Below are 20,205 nucleotides of genomic sequence, written 5' to 3'. Positions count from 1 at the left end.
CCTTGTGGCGCAAGGCGTCGAGGGATCGAACGAAAGAATCGGCCTTTGCGGCTTTTGGCGGATCGCTCGCGCAGGCGTTGATACCGTTTGAGTGTGCTTTTGGAAACACCGAGTGCTTAAGTAGGAAGAGACTTGCCTGAGCTACACAATGACCGAGCTGGGGGGTGCAGTCAGGGCAGGCCCACCCCAGATTTCCACCTGGGCGAGGACATAGCTAGTGAGCGGATAGAAGCGGACGCTGTCTTCCTCGGGCTTGATCTTCTTGCGGAGCCGCAGTTTGAGCTCCTCGAACTTGTCTTTGTCGAGGACGCACTCAAACACGCTGTATTGCACGCGCTTGCCGTAGCCTTCTAGCAGGTCGGCAATTTTCTTGCGTCGCTTGTCGCAGGGAGTATCGTAGGTAACAACATAAAGAAACATCAGCGAATCCGGTAGGGCTGGTACAAATCTTGAGGATTATAGACGGATTGCTTAAACTTTTTAACTTGCTGCGTTAGCAGATCCCAGCGGGGTTGATCTCCGTCAGGGGTCTGGATGGATCCCTCCATTCTTTGGATGAAAGCTGTAAGGTACTTTTTCCTGCCACTATCACTTAGAAAACAGCCACCATCGCGATGCTCAAAGTCTTCTTCGATGTTCATAATGCCCTTGTTGATCAGCCAGAGGACTATTGAATCTACAATAGGCGCCCGAAATTCTTCCAGTAAGTCCGAAACCAGAGCAGCATGGCGTTCACTGCTAGCGTGCAAGCAACCCTGATAGGGATCCAAATCTTGCAGCTCAATCAGGGTTAATAGATGGTTCCAGAGCACCATGTAGCCAAAGCTGAGCATGGCATTAACCGGGTTAGTGGGCGGCTGTCGAGTGCGGTTAAGCAAAACAAAGCCCCTTTGCTGAAGGCAATTTCCCAATTCCGGGAAATACAGAGCCGCAGCCGCTCCTTCAATGCCCCGCAATTGATCTAGAGACTTGGCCTCCAGAGCTTGAGCAGCCAAATGTTCCAGACTGCGCAGGGTCAGATCCCCTGTTTCAGTGGGGCGTTGCCTGAGCTGTCTCATCAGCAGCACCCGGCTATTGAGCAGCTTGGCTCGCACCATCTGGGCTGCCGTTTGCAATCGCCATTCTTCAGGGAGCGCTTGTTGCAAATGAGCTAAGCGGCGGTACCCCCTCTCTATAGGAACAAGGCGACCATAGCAATAGCCTAGCCGGGAGAGATAGGCAATAGGAATATTCCGCCTCAGGCACGCTCTCACTACGTCTGTGGTGACCTGGGATCGGCCAAAGATTAAAATTTGCTCCAGCAAGGGTAGAGGCACCTCCTGCAAGAGCGACTCGCCCAAATAGACCATTACGAACTCTTGCTTAAGGCTTAGCCTACACCCCTGCTGAGAGACATATAAAGTTCGCATTATTCGTCATGACGACGCAGATCTTCAGCGCCTCGCCTCTGATCTATGGCATTGCCGGGTTTAGAGCGGCCACGCTCCGGTAAAATCTCCACATCAATTTCAGGACTTGACAAGAAATCCATCACGATCTCTGCCAGACTGCCCGAAAAGAAGCTGGCAATCATGACAAGAACGGTATTGGTAATCACGGCTGCCAATCCCAAAGGAGCAATTAGCAGGATGGCCAGCGTGATCGAGCCGTTGACCACAGCTGTAACAAGGTTTCTAAGAACTTTGGCATTGATCCTCTTTTTGGACATTTTATTCCTCCAGAGATTCTCCAAGATCTCTACCTCAAGGGCCAGATTATTCCAAAATCATCAGCATTTTTCCTGAGCTGTTCAAGATAACTTTTCCTAGGATTCACCGTTGCCCCAAAAACGGTAACCACTTGGTAATCACCCAAATCGGCAATCCAAACCGGAGAGGGCAGAGCACCTCCCTGTACACCCCCGCACAAGAATTTGTCGTACCGGCCTTCATCTTGTCGGCCTAAGCGATGCAAAGTTGCCAGGGCATAGGGTTTGTTGAAATCTTCCTCGCCGCTGCAGACTACGATCCTGCAGTTGGCATCCACCGCTTGCGGCCATTTATCCCTCTGAACCTGGCCAGCACTTCTTGGGCTATCGGGGTTAATGGCCTGCTTGGTTAGAGTCTTGAGAGCGTCAAAGAAGTTGCCCAGGCGCTTTTGGAAAAGCTTCTGAAACCCGGCCACCGACTCCGCCAGCTTCCAAAAGGCATCCTCCGACCTGGGAATTAGGGTAGAGCCGCGCCACCAGGGAGCCCGCTCCCGGTTCTGGCGGGAGTAGCAGGGTCTTCTAGCTCCTTGACCCACACCTCCCAGATGGAACATCATCCAGGTGAGGTTAGTAAAGAGCTTTTCCACCGCCTCTTGATCTTCCTGGGAAGCATAGTTTTGACACTCGCCAGAAAGACTTAAGATGAGGATCCCTTCTTGTCGGCCTGCGGGTCTATTTCTTCCTTCCCGATTGGGCTCTGGCTCCGGCTGAGAGACTTTGCCATTTAGGAGATCTACATGGATCCAGCCGTGTTTTTGCTTAGGGGTAATGGCGCCAAAAAGTTGCCCTTCCCACTCCTGCACCTGATCGACCGGCAAAACTCCCAGGGCAAAGGTGCGGAACCAATAGCGCAGCATATTCTTAAAGGCTACGGGCCGCACTTCGGCGATGGATCGGTTGTCGTAGCGATTCTTATCGGGCCTCCAGTTGACTACCTGCCGCCCGTGAATGAGTTGGCCTTTTAGCTCAAAGGGCAGGCGCAAGAATTCTCCTTGGCTCTTGTCCAGTGATTTCCCTAAGGGGATCAGCCGACCGTAGCCGGTATTCACCTGGGATCCCACCCCTTGCTCCAGCCCTTGGATCAGCCACTCTTTGACTTGATCCAGCATCTCATCGGTGCAGCCGGGGCCTTTGCGCAGGCCAATTAAAAAAGTGGCTTGCTTGAGAGAAAAGAACAAGTTAGGGTTAGGCGAGTAGTCAAGATTTTTTCCATTCCATTTCCAGATACTATTGGCAATATCTACAGCTAGACCCCCCGTTTTAGAATTATCGGGATCCTCTCGCCGTTGGGGCCGAGTGGGTACCGGGTAGGCATCCAAAAAGATAACCTTGCCGGCCCTGTCTTTTTCGTCAGCTTGTAGGTGCCCAAACCAAGGAGCTACGGCTTTGTCTGCTTGCTCCCAAGATAAATTGCGCTCCTGCATCAGCTCTCGAATGGCCTGGGAGCGGGCCACGCCGCACAGGGTGGAGCTGGGAATGTAAGGGATCCCTAAGGGATCGAAAGCGGGGAGCAACATGCTCTCTGGACCCTTGGCCCCACCGACTCGAATTCGCCAGGGACAGGTGACCTGAAAAGTGTTTTCTTCTCCGGCAATGCGTTTGATGCGAGCATTTAGAACTTGCAGGCGCGCTCCGTAGTTTGCCTTTGCTTCTACTTGGTGCACCAGATCGACTTTGGCTCCGTCTTTGAAAGGAGTTGCTGGAGCTCTCATCCACCGCAGATATTCAATAAAGCTCGCCGTCGGATCTGGGTTGGGACTGGGATCCAAGGGATGCCCTAGCCAGAGAGAAGGTTGGGAATGGTTGCTGCCCCCTCCACCACCACTCCCCCCTCTCTGATTGGGGGGATGGCCTCCTCCTCGACTTCCTGAACTTGGCGGACGGCTGGGATCCCGCTGCTGGGGCGAGCCTCCGGGACGGGGAAGGGGTTGCGGGGCGTTGGCAGGACGATTGCTGAGCATTTGATCTTCTCCTAAAGCTGGAAAGCAGTATTAGGAATTGCGAAGCGTTTCCCGAAATTCGCGCAACATAGCGCTGGTGCCAATTTCTAAGGCGCGTCGAATAAGTTGAGGTACAAGACTGGAGATGTCGAAGTCTGGAAAAAGCCGGCTGCAGCTCGATTCTACGTAGTCTTCTCCCTGCAGAATAAATATCCGCAAACTTCGCTCACCCAAGATCCAAACTTCGGGCACACCAGTAGCTTTATAAGCATCGATAAAGGTTCGGGAAGTAACGTCGGACTCAATGGCCAGATCAGGCGGAGGCAACAGATCGACATCGATCCTTCCCTCACACCCTCGCACCTGCTCTAGGTGATGGACATAAAAGCAGGTGTCAGGCTCCACCCCAGCACTGCCAGACTTTTTAAGGGTTGTTGAGCCAAAGTCTTCCCAGTCTCTCCCTTGAGAATCAAGGAGAGCTTTCACAATATCTCCGGCAATGCGGTGAGGGCGCTCATGTTTGGATAAGGGAGACATGATCTCTAACGTGCCGTTGTAATAGGCAATGCGAGTGTGGCGGTCTTCCCCTAACTCTTCCAAGATGCTCTCAAAGTCTTGCCAAGTCAGCGAATGGATGACCACTTGGCTTCCTTCACACAGGGAAATAGACTGGATTGGAATGGCTACGCTCATTAGTCCCCTCCGCTAACGTCATCGTCATGGTAAATGGCTGTAGCCCAGAAGCTGAATTCTTGTGCCAAGGCAAGTCCCAGCCCTGTTAAACCCAGGTACTCTTCAACTCCCAACCCCATGAGACGATCCAGGCCGTTGGATTTGGCAATTTCGTTTTGACCGGAGATCTTTTCTAGGCAATCGAAAAACTCCTTGACCACCTCTTTTTTGCCCTCTTGGCTAAGGGCGTCTTCTTCGGCCTTGAGGCGCAGCAGGCCCCAAGTAGAAAGATAGGTGTAGAGCTCCACAGCCTGGTTTTTTTGCTCTTTTAGCCTTTCTGGATCCCTGGTTTGCGCTCTGAGCTGGCACAGGGATTCGTAAACGGGCTTGGCCAATGTACGCGGGTCAAAGCTATTCATAAAACCTCCCTCCTAGGTTGAGATCTAGTTCAAAGACAGCTCCACAAAGCCTCGGCCCAAGCTTTCCTGGCCGCCAATCTGCATAATCTGGTTGGATTGCAGCAGATCTCGAAACTCTTTCATTGCCTCTTCAGAACTGCCATTTGCTTGGGCGGTAACCCCCCAGGTAAAGTACATCAAGCTGTCAGGAGGAATGGCCTCTTCATAGCGGAAGCCTCCTTCCACAACCTTGTGCTCGCTAAGCTTGACTTTCACCTGCCGCCACAGGCTCATTTGAATGAGGGTGGCACAGTGCTGATCGGGTAAAACAATCACGCGACTGATATTAGGATCTTTGGTGTAGCTCTTCCATTCCGACCATTGTTTGAGACCTTCTTTGAGAATGGCATCTTTGAGGTAAATGGGTCGGTCGGCCTTCAAGCTCGTACTGTAGGGATCCGGCACTGACAGATTCTGGCCTGTTAGCCGCAGCCAGCGCTTAAGCAGAAGCGGGCAGCTTATCCACACCACCCCGTGGCTGAGGGAGGGCACCGGGATCCACAGCAAAGAGCCATCTCCAATCCAAATGGATCCCTGGGTCAGCTGATCCCCTTCCCCAATTTCGTTGCCAAAGAGCTCAAATTTTTTGTGCTTATCAGTCACACTGGCCCGCAACCTGCCCCGGATGGTGCTGGAAGGGATGTAGGGCAAATGGGTGTGGGATTCGCGGGCAATCCCCAAGAGGTTTCCTTCTTGGGTGGTGCCGCCGGTGTGCAGGGGAGTCAATAGATGGAGGTAGGCAATCTGAAAAGTCATGGATGGGCTCCTTTTGCGAGTAAGTATTCAAGGACTGAAAGCAAAACTCAGTTGGCCCAAGGCAGCCATAGGAGCTCGCTATAGCCCAACAGCCGCCAGCGGTGGAACACGTTGAGCCGGCCATCTTCTAGCTCGGGCTCTTCTTGGTTGAGGAGGGCCGGCTGCTCCAGGTAGTAGACACTGCCAGGGGGCGCGGCAAAAACTTGGGGGGCGGGCAGGCTCATCTGCCGCTGCTCTGGGGGGCGATCCACCCGCAGGCGTCCACTGATGGCAACGGGCTTGCCGGTGGCCACGCTCACCAGGGGGCCGGTAAGGGAATGAGCAGGATGGGGAGTGGCCAATCGCCATTCCCACGGCCAGGCGCGGCAGAGGGAACGCCCGTCCACCTTTTTGATGAACACACCTGGGGTCACCAAGTAGGCCAAAGCGCGTCCGGCTTGGCAAAAGGCGGCCTGAGAAAGGTCCTGCAACTGCTGCCACTGCGCCTGCAACTTCGGACAAGGGGCTAGCAAGGCACCGTGGCCTTCTCCCCCCAGCCGCACAACCACTTCTTGCTGCAGGGGCAAGGGATCCCAGGCTTCGCGATCGGGATCCCAGCCCTCGATGGAAAGGGCCAAACTCCAGCCCGGCTGAAGGCGGATGCAGGTCTCCACAAAGTAGCCATCGGCTTCTCGCACTTGCCGCTTGCTCACCTGCAGGGTGTTGTGGGGCCGTACTTCATACTTCAGCGGTGGCTTAACGGCCTGGCTGAGATCCCAGCCTTTGCCTTCCAGCGCCTTTTGCACCACCTCGAAGGGCAGGTAGCCTCCTGTTTTTTTCTTCTTGCTGCTCTGGCTGCGTTCGGGTTCCTCCTCTGCTGGCCTCAAGGAAACCAAGGGGGCTGGCCGGGTGGGATCCCAGCGGCAATGGAAGTAGGGATCCGTCTTGTCCAACCAAGGAACGGGAACAAGGGGGAATCCGTCTTCCAGATGCAGAGGGGCGGGGAAATAGAGCCTTTCGTCGTGGCAGAGAAAGGGGCCCCGCAGCCGCAGCGTCATCGGCTGGCCCAGGTAAGCCTGGATAGCACCAGCAAGGGTATGGCCGCTAGGGGGAAAGCTGCTGTTGGCCCAGGCCCGCTCTCCCGGCGCAAAGGGCTTAGCATCTCGAAACATCCACACATCCAAGGGTGATAGGGTAAACCAACTCATCGGCCGTTCCTCCCCAATTTCACGGTGCGGTTGCGCAGCACAAAAGCCGCCAGCTTGAACCAGTTTTTGATCTCCAGATCCCACTCCTGGGGCTGGGCGGGCAGGCTGTGCTGCCAAAAATGCTGGATAAACTCCACAAGCTTGTTCTGGAAGTGCTCTTTCTGCTCCGATTCCTGTTTGAAGAGATCCCGGCGGCTGCAAAAGAGCGTGGCCCAGGCTGGCACCGCCTCTGGGCTGGGGGCAGGATGTTGCTCCCACAGTTGGGCTGCCTGCTCAAACAAGGAGCTTTGATCCTGCTGCTGGCCCATGAGCTTCCAGTCAAAATCAAGGAGATCCTTCCACTTGTCGAACGTGTCGAATTTGCTGGTGCTCACCAGTTGGTTGCCATTGGCAAACAGCACCCGCACCTGCACGCTGTCTTTGGGGCAGCCATGGGCATAGAGGTGGCCCTTGGCTTCTTCTTCCGCCTGCCAAAGGTTTTCCAGGGCAATGGCCAGAGGCACCGAGTGATGGGCAATCACCACGCCGAAGCTGATGGTGGCTGCGGATCCCAGGGTAAAGAGGGGGCGCCGGCTCAAACCTTCGGGAGGCCGCCCTTTTTTCCACTGCCAGTAGTCCCCCAGGTTCTCAAACTCCCGCCAGTCATCCTCTCCCCCCCGGAAACACTGGCGAATATCCCACAGCCAGCCATCCCACTCCCAGAGGTTGGTGTAGGCCAAAACGTCGTCCCCGCCGGCGTAGATGAGCTTGCCTGCATAGCGTTGCTCTGTTAGGTAGGGCACCAACTGGCCGGAAAAATCCAGCAGGGCGCGGCTTAGGGCGCTGTGGGTGGCAGGCCCCATGCGCTTGCGGCTGTTTTTGACAAACTTCTGAAAAGCGTCTTTGACTTGCTCCAGCTCCTCCTTGTCCTTGCCAAAGACCTCGCCAATGGCTTCCGTTTGCCCGTTGGCCAGCCGCTGTAGGGGTTGAGGCAGATAGTCGTAGTAGGATTTCATCTTCTCGCCCCTGAGCCATTTGCCCATGTCGTCCCCATCCCCGGCAGCCAGCACGTACCAACTGGCGGGGTTAACGCTGGGGTAGTAGCGGCCTAGAAGCGTCTCGATGTCCTGCCGGTAGCTTCTTTGCGTTTCCTCGTCCAGCTCCAGGTCTTCCACCAGCCAACCGGCATTGAGCAGACGGGGATGGTAGCACAGCTCCTGCTGGTCGGCCCACGGGATCCCCCATTTGCCCCGCATTTCCCGCAGCACCCCTCTGACCTCCGGGTAGCGGGCCTCCACTGCCTGACAGGCCTGCTCGAAGTGCTCTCGTTCCCGTCGCCCTTGGGTTTTGAGGTAGCCGGCTACGCCAGCGGTGAGATCCGGGTAGGAAGCGGCAATCTGGTCTTCATCCAGCTCGCGGAAGAGCTCCGGCAGCACTTTGTACAAGCCCCGCTTGAGGGTTTCGGTGGCATTGAGCTGTTCCCGGCCATCGAAGAGCCCGGCCTGCCGCTGCCAAAGCCGCCGACTCTCCCCTTCTGTTATCCACCCCTGCCGCGGTGAGGGATGCACCACCGGCCCCAAGCCCGAAACGGTGCTGCGCGGCCCAAACGCAACGGGGAGCTGCCAATCGCGGGCCTGCTTACAAGCGGCTTGTAGCCGCCGACTTTGCTCCACTGCGGCTGCCCACCAAGATCCCACGTTGAGTCCGGCCTTGTATTGGCGGCGCTGTTGTCTTTGGGGATCCCAGAAGCTAACTCGCAAGAACTCCAGCTCCTCATCAGCAAAGAGCTTTTGCTTGGCCTCTAGGTGATAGGTGCGGTTTTGGGCACTGACCCAGGGATCCGCATCAATGGAAACATGAGGGGGCCTAAGGATGCCGGTATCCTTGAGAGAGTGAGCCGGGGATCCCAGGGGCACGGCTGCCCAGTAGTGCTGCCACTGATGCTCCAGCCATCCCTGCCAGGTGGGGTCCTCTGGGTGCAACTGCCTCAGCCAGCGGCGATCCGCCTGCAGGTAATCCAGCACCTTCTGGGCCAACTGCTTCCATTCTTCCTTGAGGGTCTGCTGGGCAAACTGCATGGCCGCCTCCACCCGCTCTTCTGGCAGCAGCAGCAGGAGCACGTTGGGAAAACCGGCGGTGAGCAGGGCGTTAGGCGAAGGCTGAGGGATCCATTCTTCAAATTCGGGGTACTTCTCCCGCAGCCAGTAGTCGATTAATGGCTGGCCATAGAGGCTGGGGTAGAGTAGGCAGTCGGGACCGTATTTTTCAGCTAGTCGCCAACTTATGCGAGCAGAAAGGTAGTGCAGCAGCCAGGAGCCAGCCCAGAAGTCCCGCATTTTGCGGCTGGCTTTGATCAGCTCCTGGATGGGGTTGAAGGTAAAGCTCACCAAAAAGGGTCGCGTGGGCTCCTCGTAGCCGGCCAAGCATCCCGCTAGGGCTGCGGTGACGCTGGCGTGGCTCCACAGGGATCCGTCTGGCAGCCGGGTTTCTGCTGGCAATAACAGCAAGCTTTCATCCCCAAACTCCTGACAAATAGCTTGGGGAAAGCACCGCCAAAACCACCAAAACACTTTTTGGGGATCCGTCTCCTGCCGAACCCAATCAGGGATGGCGTTCTCCTCCCGTTCCATCAGGTAGTCTGCACGGGAGCGGGCATTCTTGAGGGCTTGGTGTTGCTCATTGGCCAATTGCCAAAAGTGCTTGCGCCCCGAGAGCAGATGGCTCATCTCCAGTCCAGAGCCTAACCCCTGGCCGCGATCCTCAACCTGGTAGTCGATGGCTACAGGCAAATGGCCAATGGCAGCCCGGTCGCTGGCCGAGGCGATGAGATCCGCATCTCCCACACCTCTGAGAGGGGCTCCCTCGGCTTTGGGAGAAGACCATCCCTGCATCGCTGCCAGTTTGGCCCACGGCCCTTCCTTGGAGCGGCCAGTCCTGTCGTGTAGGGCTTTGAGGGCGGGATCATGTAACAGACCCCAGAGCTTAGCTTGCCAGTAGTAAGACATGGTGTTTTCGCTGGAGAAACAGAACAGTTAGGAACTCCTCGAACAAGGAACAAAACCCCGGTAGCCACCCGATGTCGTGGCTACAGAAGCTACAAAACAAAATCGATCTGATCCCGGCCAGCCCTCAGTTTTCTTCAGTATTTCTCAATAGCCGTTGTTTGACCAAAAACCCAGAACCTGAGGGCGAACCGATGTCTTTAGCCTACGGAGAAGTGGAAAGATCCCCTTCCAACTTCCCTTCTGCCCAGGTCAATTTGGGAAACAGCTCTTCCAGGCCAGGCAGCAGGTCTTGCAAAACAAAGCTTTCTAGAGCTTCGCTGTTCAAAGGGTTTGGATTCATCTGCACATGGGCAACATCGTTGCGGTACTGGCTGAGGCGAGACCAGAGGTTGGCAAGTTTCTGCACATTGGGAACATGGGCAGCAATGTCAGGAGGCGCCTGGGGCTGGTCTTCCCGTGGAATGAGGGATCCCAGTTGGTGTTCAATCTCCTGCCGCGCTTCCCGCTGGCGGTAGTTGGGCAGCCCCTCACACAAGCAGAGGGCCGAGATCACCCACTCCCGAGCTAAGAGAATTGCCTGCGTGGTGAAGCGTTTCTCCACATACCAGCGCAGCAGTTGAAATTGCTTTTGAACTTGAGCCTTGGCATCCGTAGCTCTGTCTGCTGGCAAAGCCAGTTGGCTGTAGCTATCCTGAATGCTTCGCAGCAGCAGACCAAAAGGCTTGGCAAATTGGCCCACCTCTTCTGCCAACTCCTGGGTGGAGTGCCTTTGCAACCTAAGCAAGTCATCCTCCAAAAGGCTGACCGGTCTTACCAGCTCCAGGGAACGAGAGATATTGCGGATGGCTTGGCCAAAGTTCTGCAGCCGGATGGGCTTGGGATCCCTTTTGCCGAGCTTTGGTTGGCGGTAAAAGTCCCGTTGAACTGTATCCAAAAGTTGGCCCAACTCCAAGGCCGAGCCGGTGCTGATGAATTTGTCGGTAGCTGTCAGCCAATCCAAAAGACGAAGGGCGGGGGTGAGATCGATGATGGGTGTTTCCTGCTGGTCTTTGAGATAGAGACCGTAGTACAGCCCCTGAATATTTACATTCTTGGCCTTGCGCAAAAGGGCGGCTCCCAAGAGCACCAGTACGGGGATGGAGCGAAAGGCGTGGGTGATATCGAAAACCAGCCGCGTATGGGGCTCGATGCTATCGACCAGCACATCGAAGATCTCCCAGGTCTCTGCCTCGGTTTTCCCTTCAGGAATGGCCTTGGCAATTTTCTCCACGTGGGGGGGTAGGCAGTCCTGTAGATGCTTCCAATGGGTGTCATGTGCTTCTTGGGTTAGCAGCACAATCACCCTCTCGATGTCAAAGAGCTGACAGAGGGCTTTGGCAACATAACGGGTTCTATCGGCTTTCCGCTCCCCAAAAACATACACCGTCTCGCTGTAGGGGCTGGTGCCTAGAGTGGTCAAAAGGGTATTAGCCATAGGGATCCTCTCGATGACGGCTTTCAAGCATTGAAGCACGGGCATCTTCAAGCTACTGCAGCTTGGAAGCCCCCCCTTCTCAAGTTGCCTGGAGAGGGTTCTGGGTTGAATGTTGCCCTATCCTCTCCCGAAAAGTGGCATCCTCTGCTCAGCCGGTGCCAGAAAGATGGGGATCTCTACCCCCAAAATTGAGTGGAGCCATCTTGCCGCTGGATTTGGATCCCTGCTCGACAACTGTTTCAAAACGGTGAAGGTGGGGGATGTCAGAGCTAGCCTAGACAGAGATTCGGCCATCCTAAACAACGGGGATCCTGTGATGCTATCGACTCCAGAGTTGTCCATTTCAGGTCAAAAGCTAACTCCCGAACAGTTTCTGGCCTTGCCGGAGGGGGATATTGTCTATGAGCTAGTCGATGGGCGGGCCGTCTCCAAAAACGAACCCATGTCGCCAAAACGCTTCCATGCTCGTCTCCAACCGGTGTTGTGGCAAATTTTGGAGGACTGGTGCTCTAGCCCTGAGTGTCCTAAGCCTGGGTCAGCACATACTGAGTGGGCAGTTGTTTTAACACGAAAGGCAGAGCCCTGGATCCCGATTCCCGACCTCACCTACATCTCCAACGAGCGATTGCCAGTTGAGGCCATGACCGATGAACCTTGTTTTGCCATTCCCGAGTTGGTGATCGAGATCCTTTCTCCTGGCCAGAGTTTTGGAGCCATAGCTCAGAAGGCAACCGATTATCTAGAAGCTGGGATCCCCAGGGTTTGGGTGGTGGATCCCCAAGCCAAGAGCATCACCGTCTTCTATCCCGATGCCCCGCCGCGCACCTTTACGGGATCCCAAGCCATTCAAGATGATTTCCTGCCGGGTCTAAAGGTGATCCCTCAAGATGTATTCGCTCAAGCCCGGATCCCTTAGGAGGTACCTAGCGAGCCCACGATAATCAGAGTTAGTTCCAGAAAGAAAGAGAGCATCCGGCAGAGGTGGCCACCCGCTCGGGTCTGGAGCTGATTGGCTCAGGAATGCCGAAGGGATCCCGAAGCGATATTCCCTGCTAGGGGCTAATGGCGAGACGGAAAAGCTTCTCATCGGCCAGTTGAAGAACTTCCTGCCCTGCAGCCGCCAGTTGTTCCGGGGGCAAGTTCCGGTATTTGTCAATAAACTCAGGCAAAACTTGAAACTCCACCCGCTTGCCGGTCTCTCGGTGGATGACCACGCTGCGCATTTTTTCAAGAGATTCGACCTCCACCAGCTTCAAGTTCAACTTGCCCAAACTGGCCCCTGTTGCAGCATGCAAGCCATCCACAATGCACACGAACGGGATCTCTGCCGGCGACTCGTGAATGACCTCCACCAGAAAACGGTTCCTAGAAGTGTGGGGAGTTGGACTCATCAAGCCCAGCTCCTGCAGAGCGCGCATCCCCATGCGATAGCCGACCACGGCCCAAGGCCCAGCTCCGCCATGAATTTCCGTTACTCGCTGAATGGCCGCCGCCGTCGAGTCCGTTGCAGAACTGGTGACCGGATGAGCTGTCGCCGGCGCTCCCAGAGTTAGCTGAAGTGCAATCAGCAAAAGAGAAAGCTGCTGTGGCTTGGCAATGGATGACAGGTTCATAGGCAGCGAGAGAGCTGATAAAGAGGAGATGGGTCAAGCCATCCTAAGCTCTACCCTTCGAGGTTGCCTATGCGGGGGTAGGGGATCCAGCCCTCTTCTGGGAACTCTTCCGAAAATCACCTCCTGGCTGAAGAGGGCTAAGACCAATGGTATTGTCAGAGGTAAGCCCCTGGGCGTTGAGCACTTTCACGTGGCTGCTGTGGTCGAAAGTGCCTTGCTGCTGGCAGCAGGCCTTAGCACCCCTGACTGCCCTTTCCACTGATCGCCCTGGGGCGCCGCGCGCTGCTTGACAGAAGCGAGCCGTGTTCACTAGCATTCCTTACATATGTTTTACGTGGCAGTTGTGTGATGAGCCACTCAATGACTGCTGAAGCTTCAATGGCAAACCCAACACATGTCCCTTACGAAGCTCCCGTAGTGGACCTATGCCTGCCTGTGCGAGGAACTACCCTCCCAGCAGATCACGGGTACGCTCTACTCGCGGCGCTATGCCACCAAGTACCAACACTGCACCGAAACCCTCACATCGGGATTTTGACAACAGCGGGAATTGGAGACAGACGAGGCAAAATCTTACTGACTCCGCACTCCCACATTAGAATTCGGCTGCCCATGGAAGCAGTGCCGGAGGTGTACAAGCTAGCCGGCAAGCAATTGAAGATTGGATCTCACGAAGTACAGCTAGGGATCCCCAGGATTTTTACTCTCAAACCAAGCACTTCCCTAAAAGCCCGAATTGTTACAATCAAGGGCTACACCGAGCCAGATCCATTTGTGCAAGCTGCCCAAGACCAGTTAGAGAAGCTTAAGATCTCAGGCCGGGTATCAGTACTGCAAGATAAAACTGGGAAACCCTTGCGCAAGACCTTGAGAATTAAAGGGCATACGATTGTAGGTTTCTCAACCTTAGTAGAGAACCTACAGGAAGAAGACTCAATTCGCCTCCAGCAGGTAGGGCTAGGTGGCCGGCGGCGCATGGGTTGTGGATTCTTTTTGCCGTGCAGGTGAGGATGACTCTACAATGTTTAAGTTTTTGCTAGCAAAATCGCTGGGAAAATGGGATCCCAGCTACCAATCTAAAGAAGAGTATGCTCAGGCAAGGGGCGCTGCTAAACTTGCAGGCCATGTTGCGGCTGTCTTGTCAGCGGCTGAAGTCTTCTCAGATCGCCTAGGACAGACTATTTGCAAGCAGTTAGGGTTAAGTGACTCAAATCGTTTGGGAGCTGTTGTCAAATTAGGAGCTTATCTGCACGACTGGGGTAAAGCCAATCAACATTTCCAGGAGATGGTTTATCTCAAGTCGTCGATCCTAGACACTAACTCGAAAGCAGAGCTTGAAAAGAGTTGGAGAAGTCATAACAGAAGGCAACTTATCCGACATGAGTTTTTAAGTGGCATACTTGCTTTACAGGTCAGTGCATTTCGAGAGTGGCTACAGAAAGCATTTACTGAAGAGGAGCTCCTCTTAGCTGCCTGGACAGCAATTGGACATCACCTCAAAGCGGGAGTGAATTCTCAGGGCAAAGAATCTCACAAAATTACGGAGTTGTCTGATGGCTCAGGATCTGAGATTTACGTTTATACTGGCCATCCAGACTTTCAATCTGTGTTGAGGCTCGGATCGCAGAGACTAGGGCTACCATCAGAGATTCCAAGTGTACCCTCAGCAAGTTGGGAAAGAGACCAACTGGAACAGCACTTGCGTGCATTGGTAGATCAGTTTCGAGACTTTGCTCAAAATTTTAGCTTTGAGAGACAGATATTAATAGCGGCTGCTAAGGCAACAGTAATTGCTGCAGATTTAGCAGGATCGGTCTTGCCAGTGGAGGGAGAAAACTTGCAAAGCTGGGTTTCTAATACCTTGAGTTTAGCTCTCCAAGAAAGTGAATTAGAGCAACTGATTACCCAGAAACTAGGAAAAAACTCCCTGCGTCCCTTCCAAGAGCAAATGGCTGCTGCCACTCATCGAGTAACACTGGTCAAGGCAGGCTGTGGTACAGGCAAGACCTTGGGAGCCTACGCTTGGGCGAAAAAGTGGGCATCGGGAAGGCGACTGTTTTTTGGCTATCCGACCACCGGAACGGCTACTCAGGGCTACTTGGACTACGCCGAGGGATCCCCAATAGAAAAGACACTGATGCACTCACGAGCAGATTTGGATCGAGAACTTTTATTGACCGGCGAAGGCGAAGAGGATGAGGGTAATTCGTTTCGTTTGGCAGCGTTGCAAGTATGGAGAAAGAAACTGGTTATCTGCACTGTAGACTCTATTTTAGGGTTAATCCAGAACAATAGAAGACCACTATTTTCTTGGCCAGCTCTAGTTCAATCTGCCTTTGTCTTTGATGAGGTTCACGCCTATGATAGTCAGATGTTTGGCGCTTTGCTAAAATTTTTGCAGGCTTTTCGAGGCGCACCTATCCTACTGATGAGCGCCAGCTTCACCCCAGGGCGACTTGAGGCGATTAAACGGGTGATGAGTGAGTTGGGTGAACCTATTGGGGATCCCATTGAAGGGCCTCAAGAGCTAGAAGAGCTGAAGCGCTATCAAATAAAAGAAATTTCATCAGAAGGGGATCCCATCAATTCCGAATCCATTTGGTCAGAAGTTACTAAGGCAGTTCAAGAGAACCAAAAGGTATTGTGGGTAACCAATTCAGTTGCCAGTTGCATTAACATTTATCGAGAGGCTCAGAAGAAGCTAAAAGACATTGAAGCCGAAGTTTTAATTTATCACAGTCGATTTCGTTATAAAGATAGACTTAGAAAGCATGAGCAGATTATTAACGCTTTTGGTCAACCAGGGCCTGTTCTCGCTATTACTACACAGGTTTGTGAAATGTCCTTAGATTTAAGTGCAGACTTGCTTATCTCTGCTATGGCTCCAGCGACAGCTTTGATTCAGCGACTAGGTCGACTCAATCGAAGAATGAAAAGCGAGCAGGAGGGATCCCGTGTAGCTCTTTTCTACGAATGGAACGAACACCTCCCCTATGGCGCAGCAGAATTAGAAACTGGCCGGCAGCTGCTTGAACAGCTTAGAGAACTTGAGTATATTTCCCAGCGAGACCTGGCTGATATCATCTCTCAGCTCAGCCGGGAAGAGCCTGCCAGGGTGAAGTCAGCATGGCTTGATCAAAACTGGTGCACTTATCCAAGTTCCCTGCGAGAGGCCGGCTACACGATAACAGTGCTTCTGGCAGAAGATCAAGACGCTATTTGGAAGGCTGCTGAAGTCAGACAGAAGAAAGCTCTAGATAAGGGCCAAAAGCTATCGAGAATGCAAGCTTTTCTACAAGAAGCTCAAGCCTGGTCAATTCCAATCCGGATCCCAGATAAAAAGACAGAGTGGTGGAATTGGCAACGACGCGGGTTTTATTTCATCACAGAGCCTGGATATATCACCTACAGCGAGGAAGTTGGCACACCATGAGCGAATTAAAGTTGCACCTAGGACACCCCGGATTAACATTGCTGCATCGGGCGGGTTTAGCCGGACTATGGATGACCCTCAAGCAGCTAGAGCAGGAAATTCCACCAGAAAAGCGTCCAGGGTCACTAAGTTGGGAACTGACGCCTCGACAAGTTCAACTGTCCTGGCAGGGAAATGACTTTGAAGTAATTGATTGGTTGCTCAAAGAGTCTTTCCAACTTGATAATGGATTAATCGCATTGCGAGGGATCGACAGTAAGTCGATGCGAAAAGACTCCCAGGTAGTCATCCATCAAGGAATCCTGGGAACATTTCTACAACATGCCAAAACCCGTAAAGTTATTGGCGAGCAAACTCAATCTTTAGAGATTGATGAGGATCATCCGCCTGTCATTATCAAGTATAAAGCTTTAGAAAGCTACGTCCATCAGGAATTTGCCAAAAATCTATGTGATAAAAACGGTAATTGGCTTAAGCAGCCAATTAGCATTGCTGGCTGGCTTAATCCTGGTGCAGTCGTTCGCCACAATGCATTTTCCTCGGATACAAGCTTTGAAGAGTCTCCAGAGATGGCCTTTATACTTCTCTACGCTCCTGTTTCTTGCTGCTACTACATACTTCGCTCGCGGCTGCGAGATCAGAAAGCTCAATATGCCCTGGTAGTTCCCGAGATTACCGATATGGAGGTCTATGCAAGCTACCGGCAAGATCCCCAGCTTCGTCACGCAGGTTACCGGGATTTTCATGCTTCGAGTTTGGGAGATGCTGGGCTTAGGTTTTTGACGTACCAAGGGATTGCAGAATCTGCTAGGGAATTTAAGGTAAAACGATGTCAGGTTCTAACTCTAGGTGTTGTTCCGTGGTCGAGCCAACAAAAATCTCGCACAGATCTACTTACTGTAGAAGCAGAATATCGCGTCTGTAAAAACTACCAGATCTGCAGAGCAGTGTTACCAGATCGAGTTGTCGTCAAGGCAAAAGCAGAGGAAGGCAGTTTCATTGCAACAAGTTTTGCTCGTGAGATGATTGCTGAAAATCTGGCAAGGGGTTACTCTTGGTATGCCGGATTTGCAGAGCAGGTTAATAGCAACGAGCAGTTTAAGCAGCTATGTTACGAGCGCGGAGGTCTAAACGAAATGGTCATGAAAACGGAAATGGATGACAGAGAGCGCTGGTTTGTTCAGGCTTGTCATGAAGCCATTCGCTTTACCTATGGTCGGTTATCTCAGAAAACCCAGGATAGGGGAGAGTTTACTAACTTCGACAGAGAAAATATACGTATTCGCACTGGGCTGACTCGATGCAAAAACGCGGAAAGTTTCCGTGAGTTTATTACTAGCTTTTGGGCGCGGGCTGGAAGAATACCGACACTGCAAGAGCATTGGGATGACTTGATGGATTTAGTTATGGATCCCAAGGAATGGAAAAAAGCGCGAGACTTAGCTCTTCTAGCGTTGGCCAGCTACAAAGGCAAGGAGCGACAGGAAGAACTTCAGGATGAGCTTGACGAGGACGATGTTGACTTGATTGTACTTGCCGAGCTAGAGGAGGACTGAAAGTGTAAAGCAAGAGCCAGAAAGTCAAGTAAAAAGTTGATGCAGCAACGACTTAACAGTTCAGTTTGAAGAATTAGCTTGGAGGAAGATTATGACTTTGCACCTGTTTGGCAACATCTTGACCAGCTACGGCACCGCTGCCAACAACCGCGGTGAGAATGACGGCAACATCACTACCCTGCAAAAGATCCTCTGGAAAAATGAGGTGCACACTACCGTCTCTGCTGAAGCAATCCGTTGGGCCCTGCGTTACTATTGGCAGGTCTCAGGGAATGGCTGCGAAGTTAACCGACGTTGGAATGATCAAACCAACGACAACGAGTGGCAAGCGCCTAACTTTGATCCCGAGCGGTATATCGATGATGATGTCCTAGGCTTTATGCGTGCGGAAGGGGCTAAAGTAGATGCCTCAGACGAAAACTCATCCAGGAAGAAGGGAGAGAAGTTACCAAAGGGCACTACCACTGCTCGGCGAGGTGTTTTGGAAGTAACTCGGGCAGTTTCTACTCGACCCTACAGCGGAGATGTAACCTTCAACGCGAAAAGTGGCCAGAAGGGATCCACTTCTCTCTACGGAACGGAGGTTCATGCTACTCGCTATCAGTACGGCTTTGCAATGACTCCTGCTCGGCTCCACCGGCAAGACCGAGTAATCGAAGTGTTAAACGGACTGGTTTCGTTGGGGGAAGTAGCCGGCAATCACTCTCGCTTTCTCTATGACTTTTCACCAGACAGCATAGTTCTGCGCTGGACACACGACTTTTCGCCACGCCTGCTCTACTGTTTTGAAGAAAACTCTGATGGAGAAATCAGCATGCCGGACTTAGTGCGTCGAGTGCAAGTGGGGGATATAGCTCCTCAAGAGCTGTGGCTAGCAGGAGCTGCTGCCGAAACTGAGGACGGGAAGAAGCTAGCCCAGTTGGGTGCTCATGTAAGTCCAGGCATTAAGTCAACAGTTAATCAACTTATCAGCTTGATTAGGCAGCAAATTTCTTGTGAGGAGGCAGCATGATTCAGCTCCAGGTTGAGGTGCCTATCGCCTGTTTCCGTCAATCTTGGGCCAGGGAGTTTGCCGAAACTTATCCAGTGCCGCCACCGGCTACTGTTTATGGAATGTTGCTTTCCTTGCTGGGAGAATGGGATCGGCATCGATATTGCGGATCCCAACTGGCAATTGCTCTTCTGAGCCAACCCCAGCTTTCTACAGTGATCCGTACCCTTCGTCGTTTTAAGACAAAAGATATTCAGCATCCAAACAATGCCCGTCCTGACTACCAACAATTGCTGACCGATGTGCAAATCGCAGTTTTGGTCAATGGATCCCTTGCTCATGACTTGGAAAGAGCCTTTGAAAATCCTGAATTAATTGACCGATCTGGGGGACTAAGCCTAGGAGAGAGTCGTGACTTAGTTAACTCGGTAAGACCAATTCAGAAAGTCCCTTCAGGGGGAAGATGGCTAATTCAAGATGAGGATGGGATCCTGACCTTGCCGTATTGGGTTGATCACGTGGGATCGCGGGATACTCGCTGGCGAAGATACTCACTCCGAACTCTTGAAGGTGATGATGTGCCGGAGTTAGCCTGGACGGAAATTTGCCCAAACTAAGCCGTGAGAATTCCAAGCTGTTGGTTCTAGACTTATCAACCTTAGGTCGAAGGCTTATTTCCGAACAGCCTATTAACCCTGCCAGGAGAAGATCTTGCGTGGAGCCTGAGTTTTGTCTCTGCTCAAAGAGAAAGCTGTTCTAAGATTGCTGAAGAACTCTATATTTTCATATTTCGGAGTATCAGATTATGCCGGCATCACTAATCGATTTCCCCGCACAGATAGATTCAGATTTGATTCGTGTTTCAGCACTGCACGCATTGGCCTACTGCCCACGACTATTTTATCTAGAGGAGGTCGAGGAGCTCTATACGGAAAACGCAGCTATTTTTGCCGGTCGGCGGTTACACACAGAGCTGGAAAAGCAAGAGGGAGAGGAGTGGGAGGATCTATTTCTAGAAAGCGAAGAACTGGGCTTGCGGGGAAGAGTGGATGCTTTGCGCACTCGTGATGGACAGATGTGATTTTCCTCTGATTGCCGTAAGGCGTTGAGCACTCAAGCAGGAGCGCTGGACTGAGCTCTGGCAAGAGTGTGATTTCCCTCTGATTGCCGTAAGGCGTTGAGCACTTTCGCCTGTAAGGCGTTTCTAGATAGGGATAGGTACATGATTTTCCTCTGATTGCCGTAAGGCGTTGAGCACCTGGGTGGCCATGGGTGGATTTACGTCACTGGAGATGATTTTCCTCTGATTGCCGTAAGGCGTTGAGCACTAGACAGGCCGCGCGTACACAATTGTCCGCACTGGTAGATGATTTTCCTCTGATTGCCGTAAGGCG

18 protein-coding genes are annotated in these 20,205 nt (G+C 52.9%); 7 read left to right on the top strand and 11 right to left on the bottom strand.

Going from position 1 to position 20,205, the window contains the following annotated elements; all coding sequences use genetic code 11:
• Positions 1-141 precede the first annotated feature (141 nt).
• The 10 genes from cas2 to csx2 all read right to left on the bottom strand — a co-directional run bounded on the left by cas2 (position 142) and on the right by csx2 (position 11,218).
• On the bottom strand, positions 142-420 hold the full coding sequence (gene cas2, locus NW839_RS08380) for a CRISPR-associated endonuclease Cas2 (protein WP_414329659.1): 279 nt from the start codon (positions 418-420) through the stop codon (positions 142-144).
• Complete coding sequence (gene cas1, locus NW839_RS08375) at positions 420-1,409, bottom strand: CRISPR-associated endonuclease Cas1 (protein WP_414352083.1); 990 nt, start codon at positions 1,407-1,409, stop codon at positions 420-422. The genes cas2 and cas1 overlap by 1 nt, the downstream gene beginning before the upstream one ends.
• Positions 1,409-1,708 carry a CRISPR-associated protein Csx18 gene (csx18, locus tag NW839_RS08370; protein WP_414341792.1) on the bottom strand — a complete coding sequence of 100 codons (300 nt, stop codon included), beginning with the start codon at positions 1,706-1,708 and terminating at the stop codon, positions 1,409-1,411. The genes cas1 and csx18 overlap by 1 nt, the downstream gene beginning before the upstream one ends.
• Positions 1,709-1,737: 29 nt before the next feature.
• Positions 1,738-3,459, bottom strand: coding sequence for an RAMP superfamily CRISPR-associated protein (locus tag NW839_RS08365; RefSeq protein ID WP_414352082.1), 1,722 nt, complete (start codon positions 3,457-3,459; stop codon positions 1,738-1,740).
• Positions 3,460-3,738: 279 nt separating this feature from the next.
• Positions 3,739-4,380: a Uma2 family endonuclease gene (locus NW839_RS08360; protein WP_414352081.1), complete on the bottom strand. Its 642-nt coding sequence runs from the start codon at positions 4,378-4,380 to the stop codon at positions 3,739-3,741.
• Entirely contained in the window at positions 4,380-4,778 is a 399-nt protein-coding gene (locus NW839_RS08355) for a hypothetical protein (RefSeq protein ID WP_414352080.1), read from the bottom strand. The genes NW839_RS08360 and NW839_RS08355 overlap by 1 nt, the downstream gene beginning before the upstream one ends.
• A 24-nt stretch (positions 4,779-4,802) precedes the next feature.
• A complete protein-coding gene (gene cmr4, locus NW839_RS08350; RefSeq protein ID WP_414352079.1) occupies positions 4,803-5,573 on the bottom strand; it encodes a type III-B CRISPR module RAMP protein Cmr4 in 771 nt (256 codons plus the stop codon).
• A 47-nt stretch (positions 5,574-5,620) separates the two neighbouring features.
• A complete protein-coding gene (locus tag NW839_RS08345; protein WP_414352078.1) occupies positions 5,621-6,760 on the bottom strand; it encodes a type III-B CRISPR module-associated protein Cmr3 in 1,140 nt (379 codons plus the stop codon).
• Positions 6,757-9,744 (bottom strand): type III-B CRISPR-associated protein Cas10/Cmr2, encoded by a 2,988-nt coding sequence (gene cas10, locus NW839_RS08340; RefSeq protein WP_414352077.1) that lies wholly within the window; start codon positions 9,742-9,744, stop codon positions 6,757-6,759. The genes NW839_RS08345 and cas10 overlap by 4 nt, the downstream gene beginning before the upstream one ends.
• 202 nt (positions 9,745-9,946) lie before the next feature.
• Entirely contained in the window at positions 9,947-11,218 is a 1,272-nt protein-coding gene (gene csx2 / locus NW839_RS08335; RefSeq protein WP_414352076.1) for a TIGR02221 family CRISPR-associated protein, read from the bottom strand.
• A 316-nt stretch (positions 11,219-11,534) separates the two neighbouring features.
• Here csx2 and NW839_RS08330 point away from each other — a divergent pair, with 316 nt between their 5' ends.
• Positions 11,535-12,134, top strand: coding sequence for a Uma2 family endonuclease (locus NW839_RS08330; protein WP_414380573.1), 600 nt, complete (start codon positions 11,535-11,537; stop codon positions 12,132-12,134).
• 136 nt (positions 12,135-12,270) lie between these two features.
• Here the strand turns inward: NW839_RS08330 and NW839_RS08325 are convergent, their stop codons facing one another.
• A complete protein-coding gene (locus tag NW839_RS08325) occupies positions 12,271-12,831 on the bottom strand; it encodes a formylmethanofuran dehydrogenase subunit E family protein (RefSeq protein WP_414341810.1) in 561 nt (186 codons plus the stop codon).
• Positions 12,832-13,179: 348 nt separating this feature from the next.
• Between NW839_RS08325 and cas6 the strand changes: the two genes are divergently transcribed.
• The 6 genes from cas6 to NW839_RS08295 all read left to right on the top strand — a co-directional run bounded on the left by cas6 (position 13,180) and on the right by NW839_RS08295 (position 19,892).
• Entirely contained in the window at positions 13,180-13,839 is a 660-nt protein-coding gene (gene cas6, locus NW839_RS08320; protein ID WP_414352074.1) for a type I-MYXAN CRISPR-associated protein Cas6/Cmx6, read from the top strand.
• 13 nt (positions 13,840-13,852) lie between these two features.
• Positions 13,853-16,264, top strand: coding sequence for a CRISPR-associated helicase Cas3' (gene cas3 / locus NW839_RS08315; RefSeq protein ID WP_414352073.1), 2,412 nt, complete (start codon positions 13,853-13,855; stop codon positions 16,262-16,264).
• Positions 16,261-17,820, top strand: a complete 1,560-nt coding sequence (gene cas8a1 / locus NW839_RS08310) for a type I-MYXAN CRISPR-associated Cas8a1/Cmx1 (protein WP_414352072.1) — start codon at positions 16,261-16,263, stop codon at positions 17,818-17,820. Before cas3 ends, cas8a1 begins: the two co-directional genes overlap by 4 nt.
• 91 nt (positions 17,821-17,911) lie before the next feature.
• Positions 17,912-18,832, top strand: a complete 921-nt coding sequence (gene cas7i, locus NW839_RS08305; protein ID WP_414352071.1) for a type I-B CRISPR-associated protein Cas7/Cst2/DevR — start codon at positions 17,912-17,914, stop codon at positions 18,830-18,832.
• On the top strand, positions 18,829-19,428 hold the full coding sequence (gene cas5 / locus NW839_RS08300; protein WP_414352070.1) for a type I-MYXAN CRISPR-associated protein Cas5/Cmx5/DevS: 600 nt from the start codon (positions 18,829-18,831) through the stop codon (positions 19,426-19,428). Before cas7i ends, cas5 begins: the two co-directional genes overlap by 4 nt.
• 188 nt (positions 19,429-19,616) lie before the next feature.
• Positions 19,617-19,892 carry a hypothetical protein gene (locus tag NW839_RS08295; RefSeq protein WP_414352069.1) on the top strand — a complete coding sequence of 92 codons (276 nt, stop codon included), beginning with the start codon at positions 19,617-19,619 and terminating at the stop codon, positions 19,890-19,892.
• The last annotated feature ends 313 nt before the right edge of the window (positions 19,893-20,205 follow it).

This window comes from Synechococcus sp. R5-15 (genome assembly GCF_047462035.1).
GTDB lineage: Bacteria > Cyanobacteriota > Cyanobacteriia > Thermostichales > Thermostichaceae > Thermostichus.
The sequence above is the reverse complement of the archived record's forward strand: the minus strand, read 5'-3'. Positions and strand labels throughout refer to the sequence as shown.

Excerpts from the sequence above, each read along its gene's own strand:
- cas2 (WP_414329659.1), bottom strand. The coding sequence starts at position 420 with ATGTTTCTTTATGTTGTTACCTACGATACTCCCTGCGACAAGCGACGC.
- cas1 (WP_414352083.1), bottom strand. The coding sequence starts at position 1,409 with ATGCGAACTTTATATGTCTCTCAGCAGGGGTGTAGGCTAAGCCTTAAG.
- csx18 (WP_414341792.1), bottom strand. The coding sequence starts at position 1,708 with ATGTCCAAAAAGAGGATCAATGCCAAAGTTCTTAGAAACCTTGTTACA.
- NW839_RS08365 (WP_414352082.1), bottom strand. The coding sequence starts at position 3,459 with ATGAGAGCTCCAGCAACTCCTTTCAAAGACGGAGCCAAAGTCGATCTG.
- NW839_RS08360 (WP_414352081.1), bottom strand. The coding sequence starts at position 4,380 with ATGAGCGTAGCCATTCCAATCCAGTCTATTTCCCTGTGTGAAGGAAGC.
- NW839_RS08355 (WP_414352080.1), bottom strand. The coding sequence starts at position 4,778 with ATGAATAGCTTTGACCCGCGTACATTGGCCAAGCCCGTTTACGAATCC.
- cmr4 (WP_414352079.1), bottom strand. The coding sequence starts at position 5,573 with ATGACTTTTCAGATTGCCTACCTCCATCTATTGACTCCCCTGCACACC.
- NW839_RS08345 (WP_414352078.1), bottom strand. The coding sequence starts at position 6,760 with ATGAGTTGGTTTACCCTATCACCCTTGGATGTGTGGATGTTTCGAGAT.
- cas10 (WP_414352077.1), bottom strand. The coding sequence starts at position 9,744 with ATGTCTTACTACTGGCAAGCTAAGCTCTGGGGTCTGTTACATGATCCC.
- csx2 (WP_414352076.1), bottom strand. The coding sequence starts at position 11,218 with ATGGCTAATACCCTTTTGACCACTCTAGGCACCAGCCCCTACAGCGAG.
- NW839_RS08330 (WP_414380573.1), top strand. The coding sequence starts at position 11,535 with ATGCTATCGACTCCAGAGTTGTCCATTTCAGGTCAAAAGCTAACTCCC.
- NW839_RS08325 (WP_414341810.1), bottom strand. The coding sequence starts at position 12,831 with ATGAACCTGTCATCCATTGCCAAGCCACAGCAGCTTTCTCTTTTGCTG.
- cas6 (WP_414352074.1), top strand. The coding sequence starts at position 13,180 with ATGAGCCACTCAATGACTGCTGAAGCTTCAATGGCAAACCCAACACAT.
- cas3 (WP_414352073.1), top strand. The coding sequence starts at position 13,853 with ATGTTTAAGTTTTTGCTAGCAAAATCGCTGGGAAAATGGGATCCCAGC.
- cas8a1 (WP_414352072.1), top strand. The coding sequence starts at position 16,261 with ATGAGCGAATTAAAGTTGCACCTAGGACACCCCGGATTAACATTGCTG.
- cas7i (WP_414352071.1), top strand. The coding sequence starts at position 17,912 with ATGACTTTGCACCTGTTTGGCAACATCTTGACCAGCTACGGCACCGCT.
- cas5 (WP_414352070.1), top strand. The coding sequence starts at position 18,829 with ATGATTCAGCTCCAGGTTGAGGTGCCTATCGCCTGTTTCCGTCAATCT.
- NW839_RS08295 (WP_414352069.1), top strand. The coding sequence starts at position 19,617 with ATGCCGGCATCACTAATCGATTTCCCCGCACAGATAGATTCAGATTTG.